This is a genomic window from Pseudomonas sp. RIT-PI-AD, assembly GCF_025642785.1.
Lineage (GTDB): Bacteria > Pseudomonadota > Gammaproteobacteria > Pseudomonadales > Pseudomonadaceae > Pseudomonas_T.
The window spans coordinates 127,947-143,662 of record NZ_JANZKU010000001.1; the positions used below are offsets into that span (position 1 = coordinate 127,947).

At 70.6% G+C, this 15,716-nt stretch carries 16 protein-coding genes; 14 read left to right on the forward strand and 2 right to left on the reverse strand.

All coding sequences use genetic code 11. From position 1 onward, the window contains the following. Nucleotides 1-11 precede the first annotated feature (11 nt). From OGL92_RS00600 to OGL92_RS00665, 14 genes are all read left to right on the forward strand, one after another. Entirely contained in the window at nucleotides 12-2,921 is a 2,910-nt protein-coding gene (locus OGL92_RS00600; protein ID WP_263138808.1) for a TAT-variant-translocated molybdopterin oxidoreductase, read from the forward strand. After that, a complete protein-coding gene (nrfD, locus tag OGL92_RS00605; RefSeq protein WP_263138810.1) occupies nucleotides 2,914-4,311 on the forward strand; it encodes an NrfD/PsrC family molybdoenzyme membrane anchor subunit in 1,398 nt (465 codons plus the stop codon). The genes OGL92_RS00600 and nrfD overlap by 8 nt, the downstream gene beginning before the upstream one ends. Next, nucleotides 4,304-4,831, forward strand: coding sequence for a DUF3341 domain-containing protein (locus tag OGL92_RS00610; RefSeq protein WP_263138812.1), 528 nt, complete (start codon nucleotides 4,304-4,306; stop codon nucleotides 4,829-4,831). The genes nrfD and OGL92_RS00610 overlap by 8 nt, the downstream gene beginning before the upstream one ends. Next, nucleotides 4,828-5,370: a cytochrome c gene (locus tag OGL92_RS00615; protein ID WP_263138813.1), complete on the forward strand. Its 543-nt coding sequence runs from the start codon at nucleotides 4,828-4,830 to the stop codon at nucleotides 5,368-5,370. The genes OGL92_RS00610 and OGL92_RS00615 overlap by 4 nt, the downstream gene beginning before the upstream one ends. Continuing rightward, a complete protein-coding gene (locus tag OGL92_RS00620) occupies nucleotides 5,367-6,389 on the forward strand; it encodes a hypothetical protein (RefSeq protein ID WP_263138816.1) in 1,023 nt (340 codons plus the stop codon). Before OGL92_RS00615 ends, OGL92_RS00620 begins: the two co-directional genes overlap by 4 nt. Then, on the forward strand, nucleotides 6,386-6,793 hold the full coding sequence (locus OGL92_RS00625; protein ID WP_263138818.1) for a hypothetical protein: 408 nt from the start codon (nucleotides 6,386-6,388) through the stop codon (nucleotides 6,791-6,793). The genes OGL92_RS00620 and OGL92_RS00625 overlap by 4 nt, the downstream gene beginning before the upstream one ends. Further along, nucleotides 6,790-7,611, forward strand: coding sequence for an SCO family protein (locus OGL92_RS00630; RefSeq protein ID WP_263138823.1), 822 nt, complete (start codon nucleotides 6,790-6,792; stop codon nucleotides 7,609-7,611). The genes OGL92_RS00625 and OGL92_RS00630 overlap by 4 nt, the downstream gene beginning before the upstream one ends. Further along, entirely contained in the window at nucleotides 7,608-8,585 is a 978-nt protein-coding gene (coxB, locus tag OGL92_RS00635) for a cytochrome c oxidase subunit II (protein WP_263138829.1), read from the forward strand. The genes OGL92_RS00630 and coxB overlap by 4 nt, the downstream gene beginning before the upstream one ends. Then, nucleotides 8,582-10,210 carry a cbb3-type cytochrome c oxidase subunit I gene (locus OGL92_RS00640; RefSeq protein WP_263138832.1) on the forward strand — a complete coding sequence of 543 codons (1,629 nt, stop codon included), beginning with the start codon at nucleotides 8,582-8,584 and terminating at the stop codon, nucleotides 10,208-10,210. Before coxB ends, OGL92_RS00640 begins: the two co-directional genes overlap by 4 nt. Continuing rightward, nucleotides 10,197-10,844 (forward strand): cytochrome c oxidase subunit 3, encoded by a 648-nt coding sequence (locus tag OGL92_RS00645; protein ID WP_263138835.1) that lies wholly within the window; start codon nucleotides 10,197-10,199, stop codon nucleotides 10,842-10,844. The genes OGL92_RS00640 and OGL92_RS00645 overlap by 14 nt, the downstream gene beginning before the upstream one ends. Next, nucleotides 10,841-11,101: a hypothetical protein gene (locus tag OGL92_RS00650; RefSeq protein ID WP_263138839.1), complete on the forward strand. Its 261-nt coding sequence runs from the start codon at nucleotides 10,841-10,843 to the stop codon at nucleotides 11,099-11,101. The genes OGL92_RS00645 and OGL92_RS00650 overlap by 4 nt, the downstream gene beginning before the upstream one ends. An 87-nt stretch (nucleotides 11,102-11,188) precedes the next feature. After that, the gene (gene dcd, locus OGL92_RS00655; protein WP_263138841.1) at nucleotides 11,189-11,755 is read left to right on the forward strand and encodes a dCTP deaminase; all 567 of its coding nucleotides are present in this window, start codon (nucleotides 11,189-11,191) and stop codon (nucleotides 11,753-11,755) included. Nucleotides 11,756-11,870: 115 nt separating this feature from the next. Next, nucleotides 11,871-12,095, forward strand: coding sequence for a hypothetical protein (locus OGL92_RS00660; protein ID WP_263139599.1), 225 nt, complete (start codon nucleotides 11,871-11,873; stop codon nucleotides 12,093-12,095). A 65-nt stretch (nucleotides 12,096-12,160) separates the two neighbouring features. After that, nucleotides 12,161-12,394, forward strand: coding sequence for a hypothetical protein (locus tag OGL92_RS00665; protein WP_263138844.1), 234 nt, complete (start codon nucleotides 12,161-12,163; stop codon nucleotides 12,392-12,394). A 45-nt stretch (nucleotides 12,395-12,439) separates the two neighbouring features. Here OGL92_RS00665 and pdeM read toward each other — a convergent pair whose 3' ends face one another. Further along, nucleotides 12,440-13,174 (reverse strand): ligase-associated DNA damage response endonuclease PdeM, encoded by a 735-nt coding sequence (pdeM, locus tag OGL92_RS00670; protein ID WP_263138845.1) that lies wholly within the window; start codon nucleotides 13,172-13,174, stop codon nucleotides 12,440-12,442. Next, complete coding sequence (locus tag OGL92_RS00675) at nucleotides 13,171-15,702, reverse strand: ligase-associated DNA damage response DEXH box helicase (RefSeq protein ID WP_263138847.1); 2,532 nt, start codon at nucleotides 15,700-15,702, stop codon at nucleotides 13,171-13,173. The genes pdeM and OGL92_RS00675 overlap by 4 nt, the downstream gene beginning before the upstream one ends. Nucleotides 15,703-15,716 lie beyond the last annotated feature (14 nt).

Here is a 15,716-nt window from a genome sequence, read left to right on the forward strand (position 1 = left end):
GGGCAGGGGACATGCCCTTCGACTTCGCCGCCTTGCGCGGGGAGCTCGCAGGCCAGACCGGCAAGACCTACTGGCGCAGCCTGGAAAGCCTGGCGCGGCGCCCGGAGGTGCAACACCTGCTGGAGGCGGAATTCCCCGGCGCCGCGCCGTTGCTGGACCGCCGTCGCTTCCTGCAACTGATGGGCGCGTCCCTGACGATGGCCGGGCTGAGCGCCTGCGGCGAGACCCCCGAGCAGGCGGTGCCCTACGTCGAGCAACCGGAAAACCTGATTCCCGGCAAGGCGCTGTGGTACGCCAGCGCCGTGCCCTTCGCCGGCTACGCGCAGCCGATCCTGGGCAAGACCCATGCCGGGCGCCCGACCAAGCTGGAAGGCAACCCCGAGCATCCGGCCGCGGCTGGCGCCTGCGACGCCTTCACCCAGGCGGCGATCCTCCAGCTCTACGACCCCGACCGCTCCCAGGCGCCGCGCTACAAGGGCCGCGAAAGCAACTGGGCGGCCTTCCACCGGGCGATGGCCAACCACCTGCCGCGGCTCGACGCCGTCCAAGGCCGTGGCCTGCACCTGCTCTGCGGCGCGAGTTCCTCGCCGACCCTGCAACGCCAGCTCGACGCCTTGCGCCGCCGCTGGCCCGAGGCGCGCCTGTACCACGGCGAAGCCTTCGCCGAGACGCCGCGCTACGCCGCCAGCCGCGCGGCCTTCGGGCGTGCCCTGGACACCCGCCTGCGCCTGGAGAACGCCGAGGTGCTGCTGTGCCTGGACGACGACCTGCTCGGCCCGGGGCCGCGGCAGACCCTGCACCAGCGCGGCTGGGCGCAGCGCCGGCGCGCGGCGGCGACTGGGCAGGGCGAGGCCTCGCTGTTCGTGGTCGAGGCGCTGCCCAGCCTGACCGGCGCGGCGGCCCGCGATCGCCTGCGCCTGGCGCCGTCGCAATGGCCGGACCTGGCCCTGGCCCTGGCGCAAGCCCTGGGCGAACCCCTGGCGGGCGAGCCGCGCCTGGACCCGGCGCAACGCGCCTGGATCGCCCAGGTCGCCGGGCGCCTGGCCGCGCACCCGGGCCGCGGCCTGATCAGCGCCGGCACGGGCACGCCCGAGGCGGTGCAGGCCCTGGCGCACCGGCTCAACCAGCGCCTCGGCAACGTCGGCCACAGCCTGGACTACGCCGAGCCGCTGCTGCTCGGGCATGCCGGCGAGCAACCCTGGGAAAGCCTACAGAGCCTCACCCGACGGATGCAGCGCGGCGAGGTGGAAAGCCTGCTGCTGCTGGATTGCAACCCGGTCTATGGCGCGCCGGACGAACTCGACTTCAGCGCCGCCCTGCAACGCGTCCCGCTGCGCCTGCACGCGGGTCTTTACTACGACGAAAGCGCCGCCCACTGCCATTGGCACCTGCCGATGAGCCACGCCCTCGACAGCTGGAGCGACGCCCGCGCGGTGGACGGCAGCCCGTGCATCCAGCAGCCCTTGGTGCGCCCGCTGTACAGCGCCCGCTCGTTGCACCAGATCCTCGCCGCCTGCCTCGGCGACGGCGAGGCCGACGGGCTGAGCCTGGTCCGCGAGACCTGGCGCGAGCAGGACGACGCGGCCTGGCGCGCCGGCGTGGCCCGTGGCTTCCTCGGCGGCGCGGCGCCGGCGCTACAGGTGGCGAGCGCCGCGCCGGTGGCGCTCGCGCCCAGCGCGGCGGCGCAGGCCCTGGAGTTGCAGATCCGTCCCGACCCCTGCATCTGGGACGGCCGCTTCGCCAACCTCGGCTGGTTGCAGGAACTGCCCAAGCCGATCAGCAAACTCACCTGGGACAACGTGGTCGGCGTATCGCCAGCCCTGGCGGCCCGCTACGGCCTGGCCAACGGCGATCTGCTGGAGGTCAGCCTGGACGGCCGCCGTCTGCGCGGCCCGGCCTGGATCGAACCGGGGCAGGTCGACGAGGTGATCGCCCTCTACGCCGGCTACGGGCGCAGCCGCGCCGGACGGGTCGGCAACCGGCTCGGCTACCGTGCCGCGACCTTGCTCGACGCGGCGGGCCGCGGCGAGCGCCAGGGCGCGCGGTTGGCGCCCACCGGCGAGCGCACCCTGCTGGCCAGCACCCAGACCCACCACCTGCTCGACAGTGCGTCGCCGATCCGCAGCCTGAGCCGGGCCGAGGCCGCCGCGGCGGCGCCACCGGCCGAGGAGCCGCCGACCCTGTACCGCTCGGCCGCGCCGGTCGGACCGCAGTGGGGCCTGCTCATCGACCTGGACCTCTGCACCGGCTGCAACGCCTGCGTCACCGCTTGCCAGGCGGAGAACAACATCGCCGTGGTCGGCAAGGAGCAGGTCGCCGCCGGGCGCGCCATGCACTGGCTGCGGGTCGACCACTACTACGAGGGCACGCCGGAGGCGCCGCGCTCGGCGTTCCAGCCGGTGCCCTGCATGCACTGCGAGCAGGCGCCCTGCGAGACCGGCTGCCCGGTCAGCGCCACCGTGCACGGGCCGGACGGCCTCAACGAGATGGTCTACAACCGCTGCATCGGCACCCGCACCTGCTCGTCCTTCTGCCCCTACAAGGTGCGCCGCTTCAACTGGTACGACTGGAACGCCAAGGACCTGCCGGCGCAGCAGGCGCAGCGCAATCCCAACGTCAGCGTGCGCGGGCGCGGGGTGATGGAGAAATGCACCTACTGCATCCAGCGCATCAGCGAGGCGCGCATCGAGGCGGAAAAGGCCGACCGCCCGCTGGCCGACGGCGAGGTGCGCACCGCCTGCCAGCAGACCTGCCCGGCCGAGGCGATCCGCTTCGGCGACATCGCCGACCGCGCCAGCGCGATCAGTCGCGCGCGCGACTCGGTACGCCACTACGCCCTGCTGGAAGAGCTCAATACCCGCCCGCGCACCACCTACCTGGCGCGCCTCGACGAGGGGTCGGAGGCCGGCGAGGATGCATGAGCCGCGTTCCCGCGACCTGCCGCCGGCGGGGCCGCCGTTCCACGCCACCGCGCACTTCCTCCCGGCCGACCTCAGCGACCAGGAGGTCTCGCGGCGGGTGCTGGACGTCGCCCACGCCTTTCCGCGCCCGCGTGCCTGGTGGTGCCTGTTCGGCCTCGGCGGCGTGCTGCTGGGCATCTACCTGCTGGCGGTGATCGTGCTGTTCTGGCGCGGCGTCGGGGTCTGGGGCAACAACACCCCGGTGAACTGGGCGTTCGACATCCTCAACTACATCTGGTGGCTGGGTATCGGCCATGCCGGCACCTTCATCTCCGCCTTGCTGTTGCTGCTCGACCGGCCCTGGCGCAACTCGTTGAACCGCCTGGCCGAGTTGATGACGCTGATGGCGGTGGTCTGTGCCGGGCTCTACCCGATCCTCCACCTGGGCCGGCCCTGGCTGTTCTACTGGACCATGCCCTATCCCAACAGCATGGGCCTGTGGCCGCAGTTCAAGAGCCCGACCGCCTGGGACATGTTCGCCGTGCTGACCTACCTGTCGGTGTCGCTGATGTTCCTCTACCTGGGCGCCTTGCCGGATTTCGCCGCCGCCCGCGACCGTTCGCGGCGGCGCTTCGCCCAGCTCGCCTATGGCCTGCTGGCCTTGGGCTGGCGCGGTTCGTCCCGCCACTGGGAACACTGGCGGCGCGCCTACCGGGCCATCGCGTTGCTGGCGGTGCCGCTGGTGTTCGCCGTCTCCGGCGGCTATTCGTTCCTGATGGCGCTGGGCGTCCAGGCCGGCTGGCACTCCACGGTGTTCCCGCCGTACTTCGTCGCCGGCGCGGTGTTCTCCGGTTTCGCCCTGGTGGCGCTGATCGCCATCGGTCTGCGCTGGCTGTTGCGCATCGAGATGCTGATCACCCCGCGTCACCTGGACATGCTCGGGCGCCTGCTGCTGGCCACCGGCTGGCTGACCTCGTACGGCTACTTCGCCGATGTGTTCATGGCCTTCTACTCGGGCGACCGCCACGAGATCGAGGTGACCCTGGCACGCCTCGCCGGGCCCACCGCCTGGGCCTTCTGGCTGGCCATCGGCTGCAACGTGGGGCTGTTGCAGGCGCTCTGGTGGCGCCGCGTGCGGCAGAGCCCGGCGGCCCTGGCGGCGGTCGCCGTGGCGGTGCTGGTGGGCATGTGGGCGGAGCGTTTCATGCTGCTGATCACCCCGCAGACCAGCGATTTCCTGTTGTCCTCCTGGCGCGGCTACACGCCATCGGTCTGGGAGTGGGCGCTGTTCCTCGGCAGTTTCGGCGTGTTCATCGTGCCTTTCAGCCTGTTCATCCGCTTCGTGCCGATGGTCTCGGCGTTCGAGGTCAAGCAGGCGCTGCACCGCGCGCGGGAGGTCGGGCATGACTGAGCCGCGCGGCGGGCTGCTCGCCGAATTCGCCGATCCGCGTGGCCTGGTGGACGCGGCACGGGCCGCCCGCGCCCAGGGCTACCGTCGCCTGGAAGCGTTCAGCCCGTTCCCCCTGGAGGAACTGGAAGGCGTGCTCGCGCCGCGCGATCGCCGGGTGTCCTGGATCGCCTTCGCCGGCGGTTCGTTCGGCGTGGCGCTGGGGCTGTTCATGCAGGTCGGCGGCAGCCTGGACTACCCGCTGAACATCGGCGGCCGGCCCCTGGTGGCGCTGCCGTCCTTCGTGGTAGTGAGCTTCCTGCTCGGGGTGTTTTTCGCCGCCGCGTCCGCCGTGCTGGGCATGCTGCTGCTGTGCCGCTTGCCCTTGCTGCATCACCCGCTGTTCGACGGCGAGGCCTTCGCCCGCGCCTCGGACGACCGGTTCTTCCTGCTGATCGAGGCCAGCGACCCGGCGTTCGACCCGCAGGCCACGGCCGCCTGGCTCGGCGAGCGCGCCCTGAGCGTCAGCGAGGTGACCGCGTGACCCGCCTGCGCCTGCTCTGCCTGGGCTTGACCGCGACGCTGCTGTGCGCCGGCTGCGACGACATGAGCCGCCAGCGCAAGGCCAAGGACCAGGCGCCCAGTGCATTCTTCCCCGATGGCAAGGTCGATCAGGCGCCGCCGCCCGGCACGGTGTCCCGCGAGCAGGCCGCCCGCGACGCCGCGCTGGCGCAGCGTCCGCCGCTGGACGCGGCCTTGCTGGCGCGCGGCGCCGAGCGTTACCGGATCTACTGCGCGCCCTGCCATGGCTTGGCCGGGGACGGACACGGGCTGGTGGTGGCGCGTGGCTTCCCGGCGCCGCCGGCGTTCACCGAAGAACGCCTGCGGCAGGCGCCGGACCGACACGTCCTGGAAGTGATCGCCAATGGCTACGGGCAGATGTACGGCTACGCGGCGCGGGTGCAGCCCGCCGATCGCTGGGCGATCGTCGCGCACATCCGCGCCCTGCAACTGAGCCAGCACGCACCGGTCGCGGAATTGCCGGCGGCGCAGCGCGATGCCTTGCGGGAGGTGGCGCCATGAAGGCCGCCTGGCGCCGTTCGTGCCTGGGCTTCGCCGGCCTGAGCCTGGCGATCCTCGCCCTGGTCGCCTGCTGGCACCCCGCCGCCGCGGCGGCCGGCGGCCTGGTCGGCCTGGTGGTCGGCTCGGCCCTGCCATTGGGTAGCCTGCTGCTGGCGCTGTCCTTACCCCTGGTGGACGGCGCCTGGCGCGACACCCTGGGTCCCGGCCTGCGGCGCGGCATGACCGGCCTGCCCGGGTTGTCGCTGATGGGCCTGCCGGTGTGCCTGGGGCTGGGCCTGCTCTACCCCTGGGTCGGCCAGACCGCCGAGGGCTTCCGCGGCGTCTATCTCAGCCCGTCGGCCTTCGTGGTGCGCCAACTGCTCTACCTGGCCGCCTGCCTGGGCCTGTGGCGCCTGGCCCTCGACGGCCAGCCACGGCGCTGCGGGCTGGGGGCGATCGCCCTGGTGCTGGTGTCGACCCTGGCCGCCTACGACTGGCTGATGGCCCTGGACCCACGCTTCCTGTCGACCCTGTTCGGGCTGTTGCTGATCGTGCGCCAGTTGCTCGCCGCCCTGGCGTTCGCCGGCCTGCTGGCCCTGGCGACGCGGCCCCTGGCGCGCCCCGAGGTGCTGCGCGGCTTGCTGCTGGCCGGCCTGTTGCTGTGGCTGTACCTGCATTTCATGCAGTACCTGATCGTCTGGTCGGTGGACCTGCCCGACGAAATCCGCTGGTACCAACGGCGCTCGGGGGCGGGTTGGGGCGGAGTGGGTCTGCTGCTGGGCCTCGGCCAGATACTGCTGGCCGCGGCGCTGGGCTCGCCCTGGGGCACGCGGCCCGGGGTGCTGCGCTTCGCCTGCCTGGGCCTATTGCTCGGCGGTCTGCTGGAAGCGCTCTGGCTGGTGTTGCCGGCCCTGGGCGATGCGGCCGGAGGCGCGCTCCCGGTCGCCCTCGGCCTGCTGGCCAGCCTCGGCTACGCGGCGCTGTTGGTGGCGCTGGCGCTTGGCCGGGATACGCGAGAACGAACGAAGGAGTATCGATGAGCGAGCCACGGGTCGATCCGCTTTCCCTGGCGCAAGGCCACGAACGGCAGGATGCCGAGCCCCGCGCGATCCTGCTGGCGGCGACGCTGATCCTCGTCGCGCTGCTGGCCACCGCGGTCGGGGTCGCCTATATGCTCGACGGCCTGCGCGTCCAGGACGAGCGGGCGCAACCGCCCCTGACCGACCTGGAAAGCGAGCGCCTGCGCGCCCCGGAACCGCGCCTGGAGGCCGACCCGGTGGCCGCTGGCCAGGCCCTCGCCCATCGCGCCGAACGGCGCCTGCAAGGCTACGGCTGGGTCGACCGGGCCGCCGGGGTGGCGCACATTCCCTTGTCCCAGGCGCAGGCCCTGTTGCAGGCGCGCGGCTGGCCGAACCCGGCGAAAACCCGCGAGGAACGGCGATGAACGGCCGTAGGCTGCGTGCCTGGATCGTCGCCGTGGCACTCGGCGTGCTGGCCTTATCGGCCCGGGCGGCGCCGGTGTTCGATCCTTTCACCGAAGTGGGCATCGATGCCCAGCGGCGCGGCGAGCGGATTGCCACGGCCGCGCGCTTCACCGACCAGGATGGCCGCTCCGTGGTCCTCGGCGAACTGCTGGACATCCGGCCGGTGCTGCTGGTGCCGGTCTATTACCGCTGCCCGAACGTCTGCGGCCCGGCCCTGGCGACCCTGTTCAACATGCTGGCCAACGTGTCCTATCGCGCGGGAGTGGACTACCAGGTGATCGCCTTCAGCTTCGACCCCGCGGAAACCCCCGAGGACGCCCGTCGCGAACAGGAACGTCTGGCCAAGCGCTGGCCGCAGCTGGCGCGAGCCGAGGGCGTGCGCTTCCTCACCGGCGCGGCGGCGGACAGCGAGGCGCTGGCGGCGGCCATCGGCTTCCGCTATCGCTACGACCCCGACCTGAAGCAGTACGCCCATGCTTCGGCGGTGGCGGTGCTCACCGCCGATGGCCGGCTGTCCCGCTGGCTCTACGGGCTCGGCTATCAGCCCACCGACCTGCGCCTGGGCCTGACCGAAGCCGGCCAGGGCAAGCTGGGCAGCCTCGGCGAGCAGTTGTTGCTGCTCTGCTATCACTACGACCCGCAGAGCGGCACCTACAACAGCCTGGTGATCCACCTGCTGCAAGTGGGCGGCGTCGGTACCGCCCTGGCGCTGGCGGTGTTCATCGGCGTCACCCTGCGCCGCGAGCGGCGCGCGCCGGACGAGGAGGGCGGCCGATGAGCCTCGACCGCTTCGTCAGCCTGTGGCCCGAACAGGGCTCCCATTACGCCGAGCAGGTGGACTGGCTGGTGATCGGCTTCACCGGGATGATGGCGCTGTTCGTGGTGCCGGTGTTCGTGTTCCTGTGGATCTTCGTCTTCCGCTATCGGCGCGGCCGCGCGGCCCTGCGCGATCACCGCCCGGACGGCAGCCTGAAGGTGGAAATCACCTGGATGCTGCTGCCCTTCATCGGTGCCCTGGTGCTGTTTGTGTATTCCGCGCGGCTGTTCTTCGAGGCGCGCACGCCGCCGGCCGACGCCCTGGAGATCCAGGTCACCGCCAAGCAATGGATGTGGAAGTTCCAGCACCACGGCGGCCAGCGGGAGATCAACACCCTGCACGTGCCGGCCGAGCGCGCGGTGAAGCTGACGATGATCTCCGAGGACGTGATCCACAGCCTGTTCCTGCCTAGCCTGCGGGTGAAGCAGGACGTGTTGCCGGGACGCTACACGCAGATGTGGTTCCAGGCCGAACGCCCCGGCACCTACGACCTGTATTGCGCGGAGTATTGCGGCACCGACCATGCGGCCATGGGCGCGCGCCTGGTGGTGCTCAGCCCGAGCGACTACCAGCGCTGGCTGGAAGGCGCCGGCGACGCGCCGAGCCTGGCCGCCCAGGGCGAGGCGCTGTTCCGCCAGTTCGGTTGCAGCGGCTGCCACGCCGTCGCCTCGGTGACCCGCGCGCCGCCGTTGCAGGGCCTCTACGGCCGCAGCGTGGCCCTGGCCGACGGCAGCCGGGTGGTCGCCGACGACGCTTACCTGCGCGACAGCATCCTGCTGCCGCAGAAACAGGTGGTGGCCGGCTATGCGCCGGTGATGCCGACCTACACCCACGTGATGGACGAGGAAGCGGTGGCGCGTCTGGTGGCCTACATCCGCTCGCTGGCCGACACCCCTCCCGACCCGAGCCCGCCCCATACCGAGGACCCGCAATGACCCCGACCCCGGCGACCCTGCCCGAAGCGCCGCGCAGTTACCTGGACGCCAGCCACGGCCTGCGCGCCTGGCTGTTCAGCGTCGACCACAAGCGCATCGCCGTGCTCTACATGTTGGCGGTGACATTCTTTTTCTTCGTCGGCGGCTTGGCCGCCAGCCTGATCCGCATCGAACTGGTCACCCCGGAGGGCGACCTGCTCACCGCCGATGGCTACAACCGCGCCTTCACCCTGCACGGGGTGATCATGGTCTGGTTCTTCCTGATCCCCTCGATTCCCTCGGTGTTCGGCAATTTCCTCGTGCCGTTGATGATCGGCGCGCGGGACCTGGCGTTCCCGCGGCTGAACCTGATCAGTTGGTACCTGCTGATGGGCGGCGGCCTGTTCACCCTGCTGGCCCTGGTGCTGGGCGGGGTGGATACCGGCTGGACCTTCTACACGCCGCTGTCGACGATGTTCAGCAATGGCCACGTGGTGGCGGTGATCTGCGGGGTGTTCGTCGCCGGGTTCTCGTCGATCCTCACCGGGATCAACCTGATCGTCAGCATCCACACCCTGCGCGCGCCGGGGATGACCTGGTTCCGCCTGCCGCTGTTCGTCTGGTCGATGTATGCCACCTCGATCATCCTGGTGCTGGCCACCCCGGTGCTGGCGATCACCCTGGTGCTGGTGGCGGCCGAGCACCTGTTCGGCATCGGCGTGTTCGACCCGCGCCTGGGCGGCGATCCATTGCTGTTCCAGCACCTGTTCTGGTTCTACAGCCACCCGGCGGTGTACATCATGATCCTGCCGGCGATGGGTGTGGTCAGCGAGCTGATCACCGCCTCGGCGCACAAGCGCATCTTCGGCTACCGCTTCGTGGCCTTCTCCAGCATCGCCATCGCGATCATCGGCTTCATGGTCTGGGGCCACCACATGTTCGTCGCCGGGCAGTCGATGTACGCCAGCATGGTGTTCTCCCTGCTCAGCTTCCTGGTGTCCATCCCCTCGGCGATCAAGGCCTACAACTGGACCGCGACCCTGTACAAGAGCGACCTGACCGTCCACGCGCCCTTCCTCTTCGCCCTGACCTTCATCGGCCTGTTCATCGTCGGCGGGGTGACCGGGCTGTTCCTCGCCCTGCTGGCGGCGGACCTGCACGCCCATGACACCTACTTCGTGGTGGCGCACTTCCACTACATCATGGTCGGCGCGGCGGTGGCCGGGTACTTCGGCGCGCTGCACTTCTGGTGGCCGAAGATCACCGGGCGGATGTATCCGGAGCTCTGGGGGCGGATCGCCGCGGTGATGATCTTCTGCGGCTTCAACCTGACCTTCTTCCCGCAGTTCCTGCTGGGCTACCTGGGCATGCCACGGCGTTACCACAGCTATCCGGCGGACTTCCAGTTCCTCCACGTGATGTCCTCGGCGGGCGCCTCGATCCTGGCGGTGGCCTATGCGCTGCCGGTGTTCTACTTGATCTGGTCGCTGCGCTACGGCCAGCGCGCGGCGGTGAATCCCTGGGGCGCGGCGGGGCTCGAGTGGCGCACCGCGTCGCCGCCGCCGGAGCACAACTTCACCCGCCCGGTGGTGGTGGACTTCGAGGCCTACGACTATTCGCCCGAGGCTTCCCGTGAGCCGCTCTGAGGCGCGGCCCGCCGAGCCGTTCGCGAGCCTCGCCCAGCAGGGCGAGGCCGACCGCCTGGGCATGTGGCTGTTCATCGCCAGCGAAATCATGATGTTCGGCGGCCTGCTGCTGGTGATCTGGTTCTACCGCCTGGCCCATCCGCAGGAAGTGGCCGAGGCCCTGGCGTCCATGCATTGGCTGCTGGCCAGCGGCAACACCGCCTTGCTGCTCAGCGGCAGCCTGTGCATGACCCTGGCCCTGGCCGCCGCCCGGGCCGGCGAGGCGCGGAGGCTGATCGGCTGGCTGCTGGCGGCGGCCGTGCTCGGGGCGGGCTTCCTGGTCGGCAAGTCGGTGGAATACACCCAGGAGTACCACGAAGGGCTGTTGCCCGGCTTCGGCCTGGAGTCGCCCTTGCAGGCCGGCGCGGCGCGTCTGTTCATGAACGTCTATTTCACCGCCACCGCCCTGCATGGCGTGCACATCCTGGTGGCGGTGGCCCTGGTCCTCGGCCTGGCGGCGCGAACCTGGCGCGGTGGCCTGGTGTTTCCGCAACGGGCGATCAGCGTGGAGATGATCGCCCTCTACTGGCATGCGGTGGACCTGATCTGGCTGTTCCTCTATCCCTCGCTGTACCTGGCGGGGAGGGGCGCATGAAGCGCCGGGCGTGGCTGGCTTACCTGTGCCTGCTGGCACTGCTGCTGGTGCAGATGGCGCTGGCTGGAGGGCTGAAGCCGGCCCCGGCGCTGCCGATCATGCTGCTCGCCGGCGTCCAGGCGCTGGTGCTGCTGCTCGGGCTGGTGGAGCTGCGCGCCAGTTCGGCGTTGGTGCGGGTGTTCGCCCTGGCCAGCCTGTTCTGGCTGCTGCTGATGTTCGCCATCACCCTCGGCGAACTGCTCACCCGCCAGCCCTGAACCCGCCGGGCGATGCGCTTTGCCGCACCCGGCGCATCCCGGTAAGATTCGCCCTCATCTTTTCAGCCGCCTCTCAGGACGCCCGCCATGAGCATCAAATCGGACAAGTGGATTCGCCGCATGGCCCAGGAACAGGGAATGATCGAGCCCTTCGTCGAGCGCCAGGTGCGCACCGAGGGCGCCGAGCGGCTGATTTCCTACGGGGTGTCCAGCTACGGCTACGACGTGCGCTGTGCCGACGAATTCAAGGTGTTCACCAACATCCACTCGGCCACCGTCGACCCGAAGAACTTCGACGAGCGCAGCTTCGTCGACGTCAAGGGACCGGTGTGCATCATCCCGCCGAACTCCTTCGCCCTGGCGCGCACCGTCGAGTACTTCCGCATTCCGCGCAACGTCTTGACCATCTGCCTGGGCAAGAGCACCTACGCGCGCTGCGGGATCATCGTCAATGTCACGCCGCTGGAGCCGGAATGGGAAGGCCACGTGACCCTGGAGTTCTCCAACACCACCACCCTGCCGGCGAAGATCTACGCCAACGAGGGTGTCGCGCAGATGCTCTTCCTCGAGTCTGACGAGGCTTGCGAAGTCTCCTACAAGGACCGCGGCGGTAAGTATCAGGGACAGACCGGTGTAACCCTGCCGAAGACCTGAGCGCGCCGCCCGGCGGGAGCCGACGAATAACCGGAATTATTCGCCGCCCGCGGTGCTCTACCGACGGTACCCATGAAAACCGGCACATGCTGGATAACTGTCGGAGGATCGGCGAATGAGCATCACAGGGATCGAACAAAACCTGCCAGGCATCGGCCTGGCCCAGATGGGCCTGATCGCGGGCCTGTTTCAATGCGCGAACGATTCGGTTCTGCTGGAGGGCGGCATCCCCGGCCAGCCCGGCCCGGACGGTCCCAGCGAACCCGGTGTGCCGGACCAGCCCTTCGAACCGGGCGTGCCCACCGAGCCCGACCAGCCGCCCCCGGCTCCGGTCGTCTGAGCCCGTTCGCCACGGACGCTCTTTTCGGAGCGTCCGTCCCCTCGAAGTCGCAGTAAGGAATTCCGATGAGCCTATGGAAAATCGCCTACAGCCAGGACAACAGCACCCAGGTGTTGGAAACCGAGCTGTCGCACAAGCCGGAAATGGCCGAGGCCGCCGAACTGGTGCTGAAATCGGTGCTGAAGAAGGGCGAGCTGGGTGAGAAGAAGGTCAACGACGTACCCGACGACCACCCCGAGCCCACCATCGCCCGCCTGGAAAAGCACGGGATCGTGATCACCGGCATCACCCAGGATTGACCCTGCGGCGGCTCGCCCTCTCGGGCCGCCCTTCGCCGTAACCCTTCACCGCCCGCCGCGTTCTTGCGCTTCTTCTCCCCGCTCTTCCTGCGGCGCCGTTGCCGCCTGCCGTCGCCCCCCCGTGCCCGCCACCTGCCACACGCCGCCATCCCCCACCACGTAGAGCATCCGTCCGCTTAGCGCGTCTACCGCCATGCCGCCGGTGAAATCGCCGAAGGCCGGCAGCAGGAGCAGGCCGTCGTCGAGGCAGAAGCACGGCAGGCGCAGGCGCTGGCGGCCGCGGCCTTCGAGGCGGTAGACCGGATGCAGGTGACCGGCGAGAACCCGCCGGCCGGGGCAAGGGTGGGGTTCGTGCTGCAGGGCGAAGGGGCCGAGCAGATAGGGCTCGGCGAGGGTCTCGATGGCCAGCGCGGCCGGGGGGTCGCCGGCGCGTTTGTCGTGGTTGCCGCGTACCAGGCGCATCTCCAGCCCCGCGTGGCGCGCGCGCCATTCGGCGAGAGCGGCCAGGGTCGCCGGCGCGCGGGATTCCCGCGCGTGCAGGAAGTCACCGAGGAAGATCACCTGGCTGCACGGGTAGGTCGCGAGCAAAGCGTCCAGGCGGCGCAGGTTGGTGGCGGTGGTGCCATGGGGCACCGGTTGGCCCAGGCGGCGATAGGCCGCGGCCTTGCCGAAATGCGCGTCGGCGATCAGCAGCGCGCGCCGCGCCGGCCAGTAGATCGCCTTGTCGGCCAGCAGCCAGAGTTCCTCGCCATCGAGGGCGATGGCCTGGTGGGCGTTCATCCGCGCTTCCGCGTGGTGGGTTCGGGCGCCGGGCTGGACAGCGGGTCGGTGGCTTCGGGGCCGGCCGCCCGTTCCAGGTCGCGCACCATGCGCGCGATGCGGTCGGCGAGCTTTTCCGAACTCATGCTTTCGCGGAAGCGCTCCACCAACAGCGGAAAGCCCAGCGGGGTGGGCCGCTTGATCGGCCGCACCAGCAAGTGGCGCTCGCGCAGGCGCGCCAGGCTTTGTTCCAGGCGATCCAGTTCCAGCTCCTGGCGCAGCACTTCTTCCTGGGCCTGGCCGAGCAACAGGTTATCCGGGTCGTACTGCTTGAACACGTCGAAGAACAGCCCGCTGGACGCCTGCAACTGGCGGGCGCTCTTGTTCGCCCCGGGGAAGCCGGAGAACACCAGCCCGGCGATCCGCGCGATCTCGCGGAAGCGCCGCCGCGCCAGCTCGCCGGCGTTGAGGCTGGCGAGCACGTCGTGCAGCAGGTCCTTGGCCTCGAACAGCGCCGGGGTGAGCAGGTTCGACCAATCCACCTCGGTCGCCGAGAGCAGCTCCAGGCCGTAGTCGTTGACCGCGATGGAGAAGGTCAGCGGCCGCTCCCGGGCCAGGCGCCAGGCCAGCAGGCTCGCCAGGCCGAGGTGCACGTGGCGGCCGGCGAACGGATAGAGGAACAGGTGCCAGCCCTCGCGGGACTTGAGCACCTCGGCGAGCAGGTTGGCCTCGTCGGGCAGCGCCGACCAACCCTGTTGCAACTCCAGCAGCGGACGCACCAGGCGCATCTCGGCGCTGGCGTACTCGCCGCGGGCGGCGGCGCCCAGCTTGGCCACCACGGCATCCGCCAGCTCGCTGGAAAGTGGCATGCGCCCGCCGTTCCAGCGCGGTACCGCGGCCTTGCGGGTGGCGGCGCGGCGGACGTAGACGGTCATGTTCTCGACCCGCACCAGTTCCAGGGTACGCCCGGCGAAGAGAAAGCAGTCGCCGGGCCGCAGGCGCGCGATGAAGCCTTCCTCGATGCTGCCCAGGGCGCCCCCGGTGCCGCCCTTGCTCCAGTACTTCACGTTCAGGCTGGCGTCGCTGACGATGGTCCCCACGCTCATCCGGTGGCGCCGCGCCAGGCGCGGGTCGGGAACCTGCCAGAGGCCGTCGGCATCCGGCTCGACGCGACGGTAGTCGGGGTAGGCGGTGAGCGAATGGCCGCCGTGGCGGACGAACGCCAGCGCCCAGTCCCATTCGGCCTCGCTCAGGTCGCGGTAGGCCCAGGTGGTGCGCACCTCGGCGAAGAGTTCCTGCGGACGAAAGCCGCCGCCCAGGGCGATGCTGACCAGGTGCTGCACCAATACGTCCAGCGGCTTGTGCGGCGAATGCCGCGCCTCGATCTGCCGTGCCGCCACGGCGTCGTGGGCGGCGGCGGCTTCCACCACTTCCAGGCTGTGGGTAGGCACCAGGGTGACCCTCGACGGTCGCCCCGGGGCGTGGCCCGAGCGGCCGGCGCGCTGCATCAGGCGGGCCACGCCCTTCGGCGAGCCGATCTGCAGCACCCGCTCCACCGGCAGGAAGTCCACGCCGAGGTCGAGGCTGGAGGTGCAGACCACCGCCTTCAGGCGACCTTCCTTGAGCCCCAGCTCGACCCAGTCGCGGACTTCCCGGGCCAGGGAGCCGTGGTGCAGGGCGATCAGCCCGGCCCAGTCGGGTCGCGCTTCCAGCAACGCCTGGTACCAGACCTCGGACTGCGAGCGGGTATTGGTGAACACCAGGGAGGTGGCGCTGCTCTCCAGCTCGGCGATCACCTGGGGCAGCATGCGCAGGCCCAGGTGGCCCGCCCAGGGAAAGCGCTCCAGGCTGTCGGGCAGCAGGGTATCCACCCGCAGGTCCTTGGGCGTCTGGCCCTGTACCAGGCGGCCGCCGCCCTCGGGCAGCATCACCTCCAGGGCGTGGGCCTGGTTGCCGAGGGTGGCGGACAGGCCCCAGACGATCAGGTGCGGGTTCCACGCCCGCAGGCGTGCCAGGGCCAGTTGCAGTTGCACGCCGCGCTTGTTGCCGAGCAGTTCGTGCCATTCGTCCACCACCAGCATGCGCAGCGCCCCGAAGGCTTCGCGGGCATCGGCGCGGGTCAGCAGCAGGGTCAGGCTTTCCGGCGTGGTGATCAGGGCGCTGGGCAGCTTGCGCGACTGCCGCGCGCGTTCGGCGCTGCCGGTGTCGCCGGTGCGCAGCCCCAGGGTCCAGGGGATGTCCAGTTCGGCGAGGGGGGCTTCCAGGGCCCGCGCGGTATCCGCCGCCAGGGCGCGCATCGGGGTGATCCAGATCAGGCTCAGGGGCGCGGCGGCGGGTTTGCGGCTGCGCGGCTTGCCGGCGGCGGTGAGCGCCGGCGTCGGGCGGGCGAAGCGGTTCAGCGCGGCCAGCCACACCGCGTAGGTCTTGCCGGCGCCGGTGGTGGCGTGGAGCAGGCCGGACTCGCCGCGCTTCACTGCGGCCCAGACTTCTTTCTGGAAGGCGAAGGGTTTCCAGCCGCGCCCGGCCAGCCAGGACGAGCCCAGGCTCATTCCGCGCGGGGCCC

Bases quoted from the DNA above. Each gene is read 5' to 3' on its own strand.
- OGL92_RS00600 (WP_263138808.1), top strand. From the start codon at position 12: ATGCCCTTCGACTTCGCCGCCTTGCGCGGGGAGCTCGCAGGCCAGACC.
- nrfD (WP_263138810.1), top strand. From the start codon at position 2,914: ATGCATGAGCCGCGTTCCCGCGACCTGCCGCCGGCGGGGCCGCCGTTC.
- OGL92_RS00610 (WP_263138812.1), top strand. From the start codon at position 4,304: ATGACTGAGCCGCGCGGCGGGCTGCTCGCCGAATTCGCCGATCCGCGT.
- OGL92_RS00620 (WP_263138816.1), top strand. From the start codon at position 5,367: ATGAAGGCCGCCTGGCGCCGTTCGTGCCTGGGCTTCGCCGGCCTGAGC.
- OGL92_RS00625 (WP_263138818.1), top strand. From the start codon at position 6,386: ATGAGCGAGCCACGGGTCGATCCGCTTTCCCTGGCGCAAGGCCACGAA.
- OGL92_RS00630 (WP_263138823.1), top strand. From the start codon at position 6,790: ATGAACGGCCGTAGGCTGCGTGCCTGGATCGTCGCCGTGGCACTCGGC.
- coxB (WP_263138829.1), top strand. From the start codon at position 7,608: ATGAGCCTCGACCGCTTCGTCAGCCTGTGGCCCGAACAGGGCTCCCAT.
- OGL92_RS00640 (WP_263138832.1), top strand. From the start codon at position 8,582: ATGACCCCGACCCCGGCGACCCTGCCCGAAGCGCCGCGCAGTTACCTG.
- OGL92_RS00650 (WP_263138839.1), top strand. From the start codon at position 10,841: ATGAAGCGCCGGGCGTGGCTGGCTTACCTGTGCCTGCTGGCACTGCTG.
- dcd (WP_263138841.1), top strand. From the start codon at position 11,189: ATGAGCATCAAATCGGACAAGTGGATTCGCCGCATGGCCCAGGAACAG.
- OGL92_RS00660 (WP_263139599.1), top strand. From the start codon at position 11,871: ATGAGCATCACAGGGATCGAACAAAACCTGCCAGGCATCGGCCTGGCC.
- OGL92_RS00665 (WP_263138844.1), top strand. From the start codon at position 12,161: ATGAGCCTATGGAAAATCGCCTACAGCCAGGACAACAGCACCCAGGTG.
- pdeM (WP_263138845.1), bottom strand. From the start codon at position 13,174: ATGAACGCCCACCAGGCCATCGCCCTCGATGGCGAGGAACTCTGGCTG.
- OGL92_RS00675 (WP_263138847.1), bottom strand. From the start codon at position 15,702: ATGAGCCTGGGCTCGTCCTGGCTGGCCGGGCGCGGCTGGAAACCCTTC.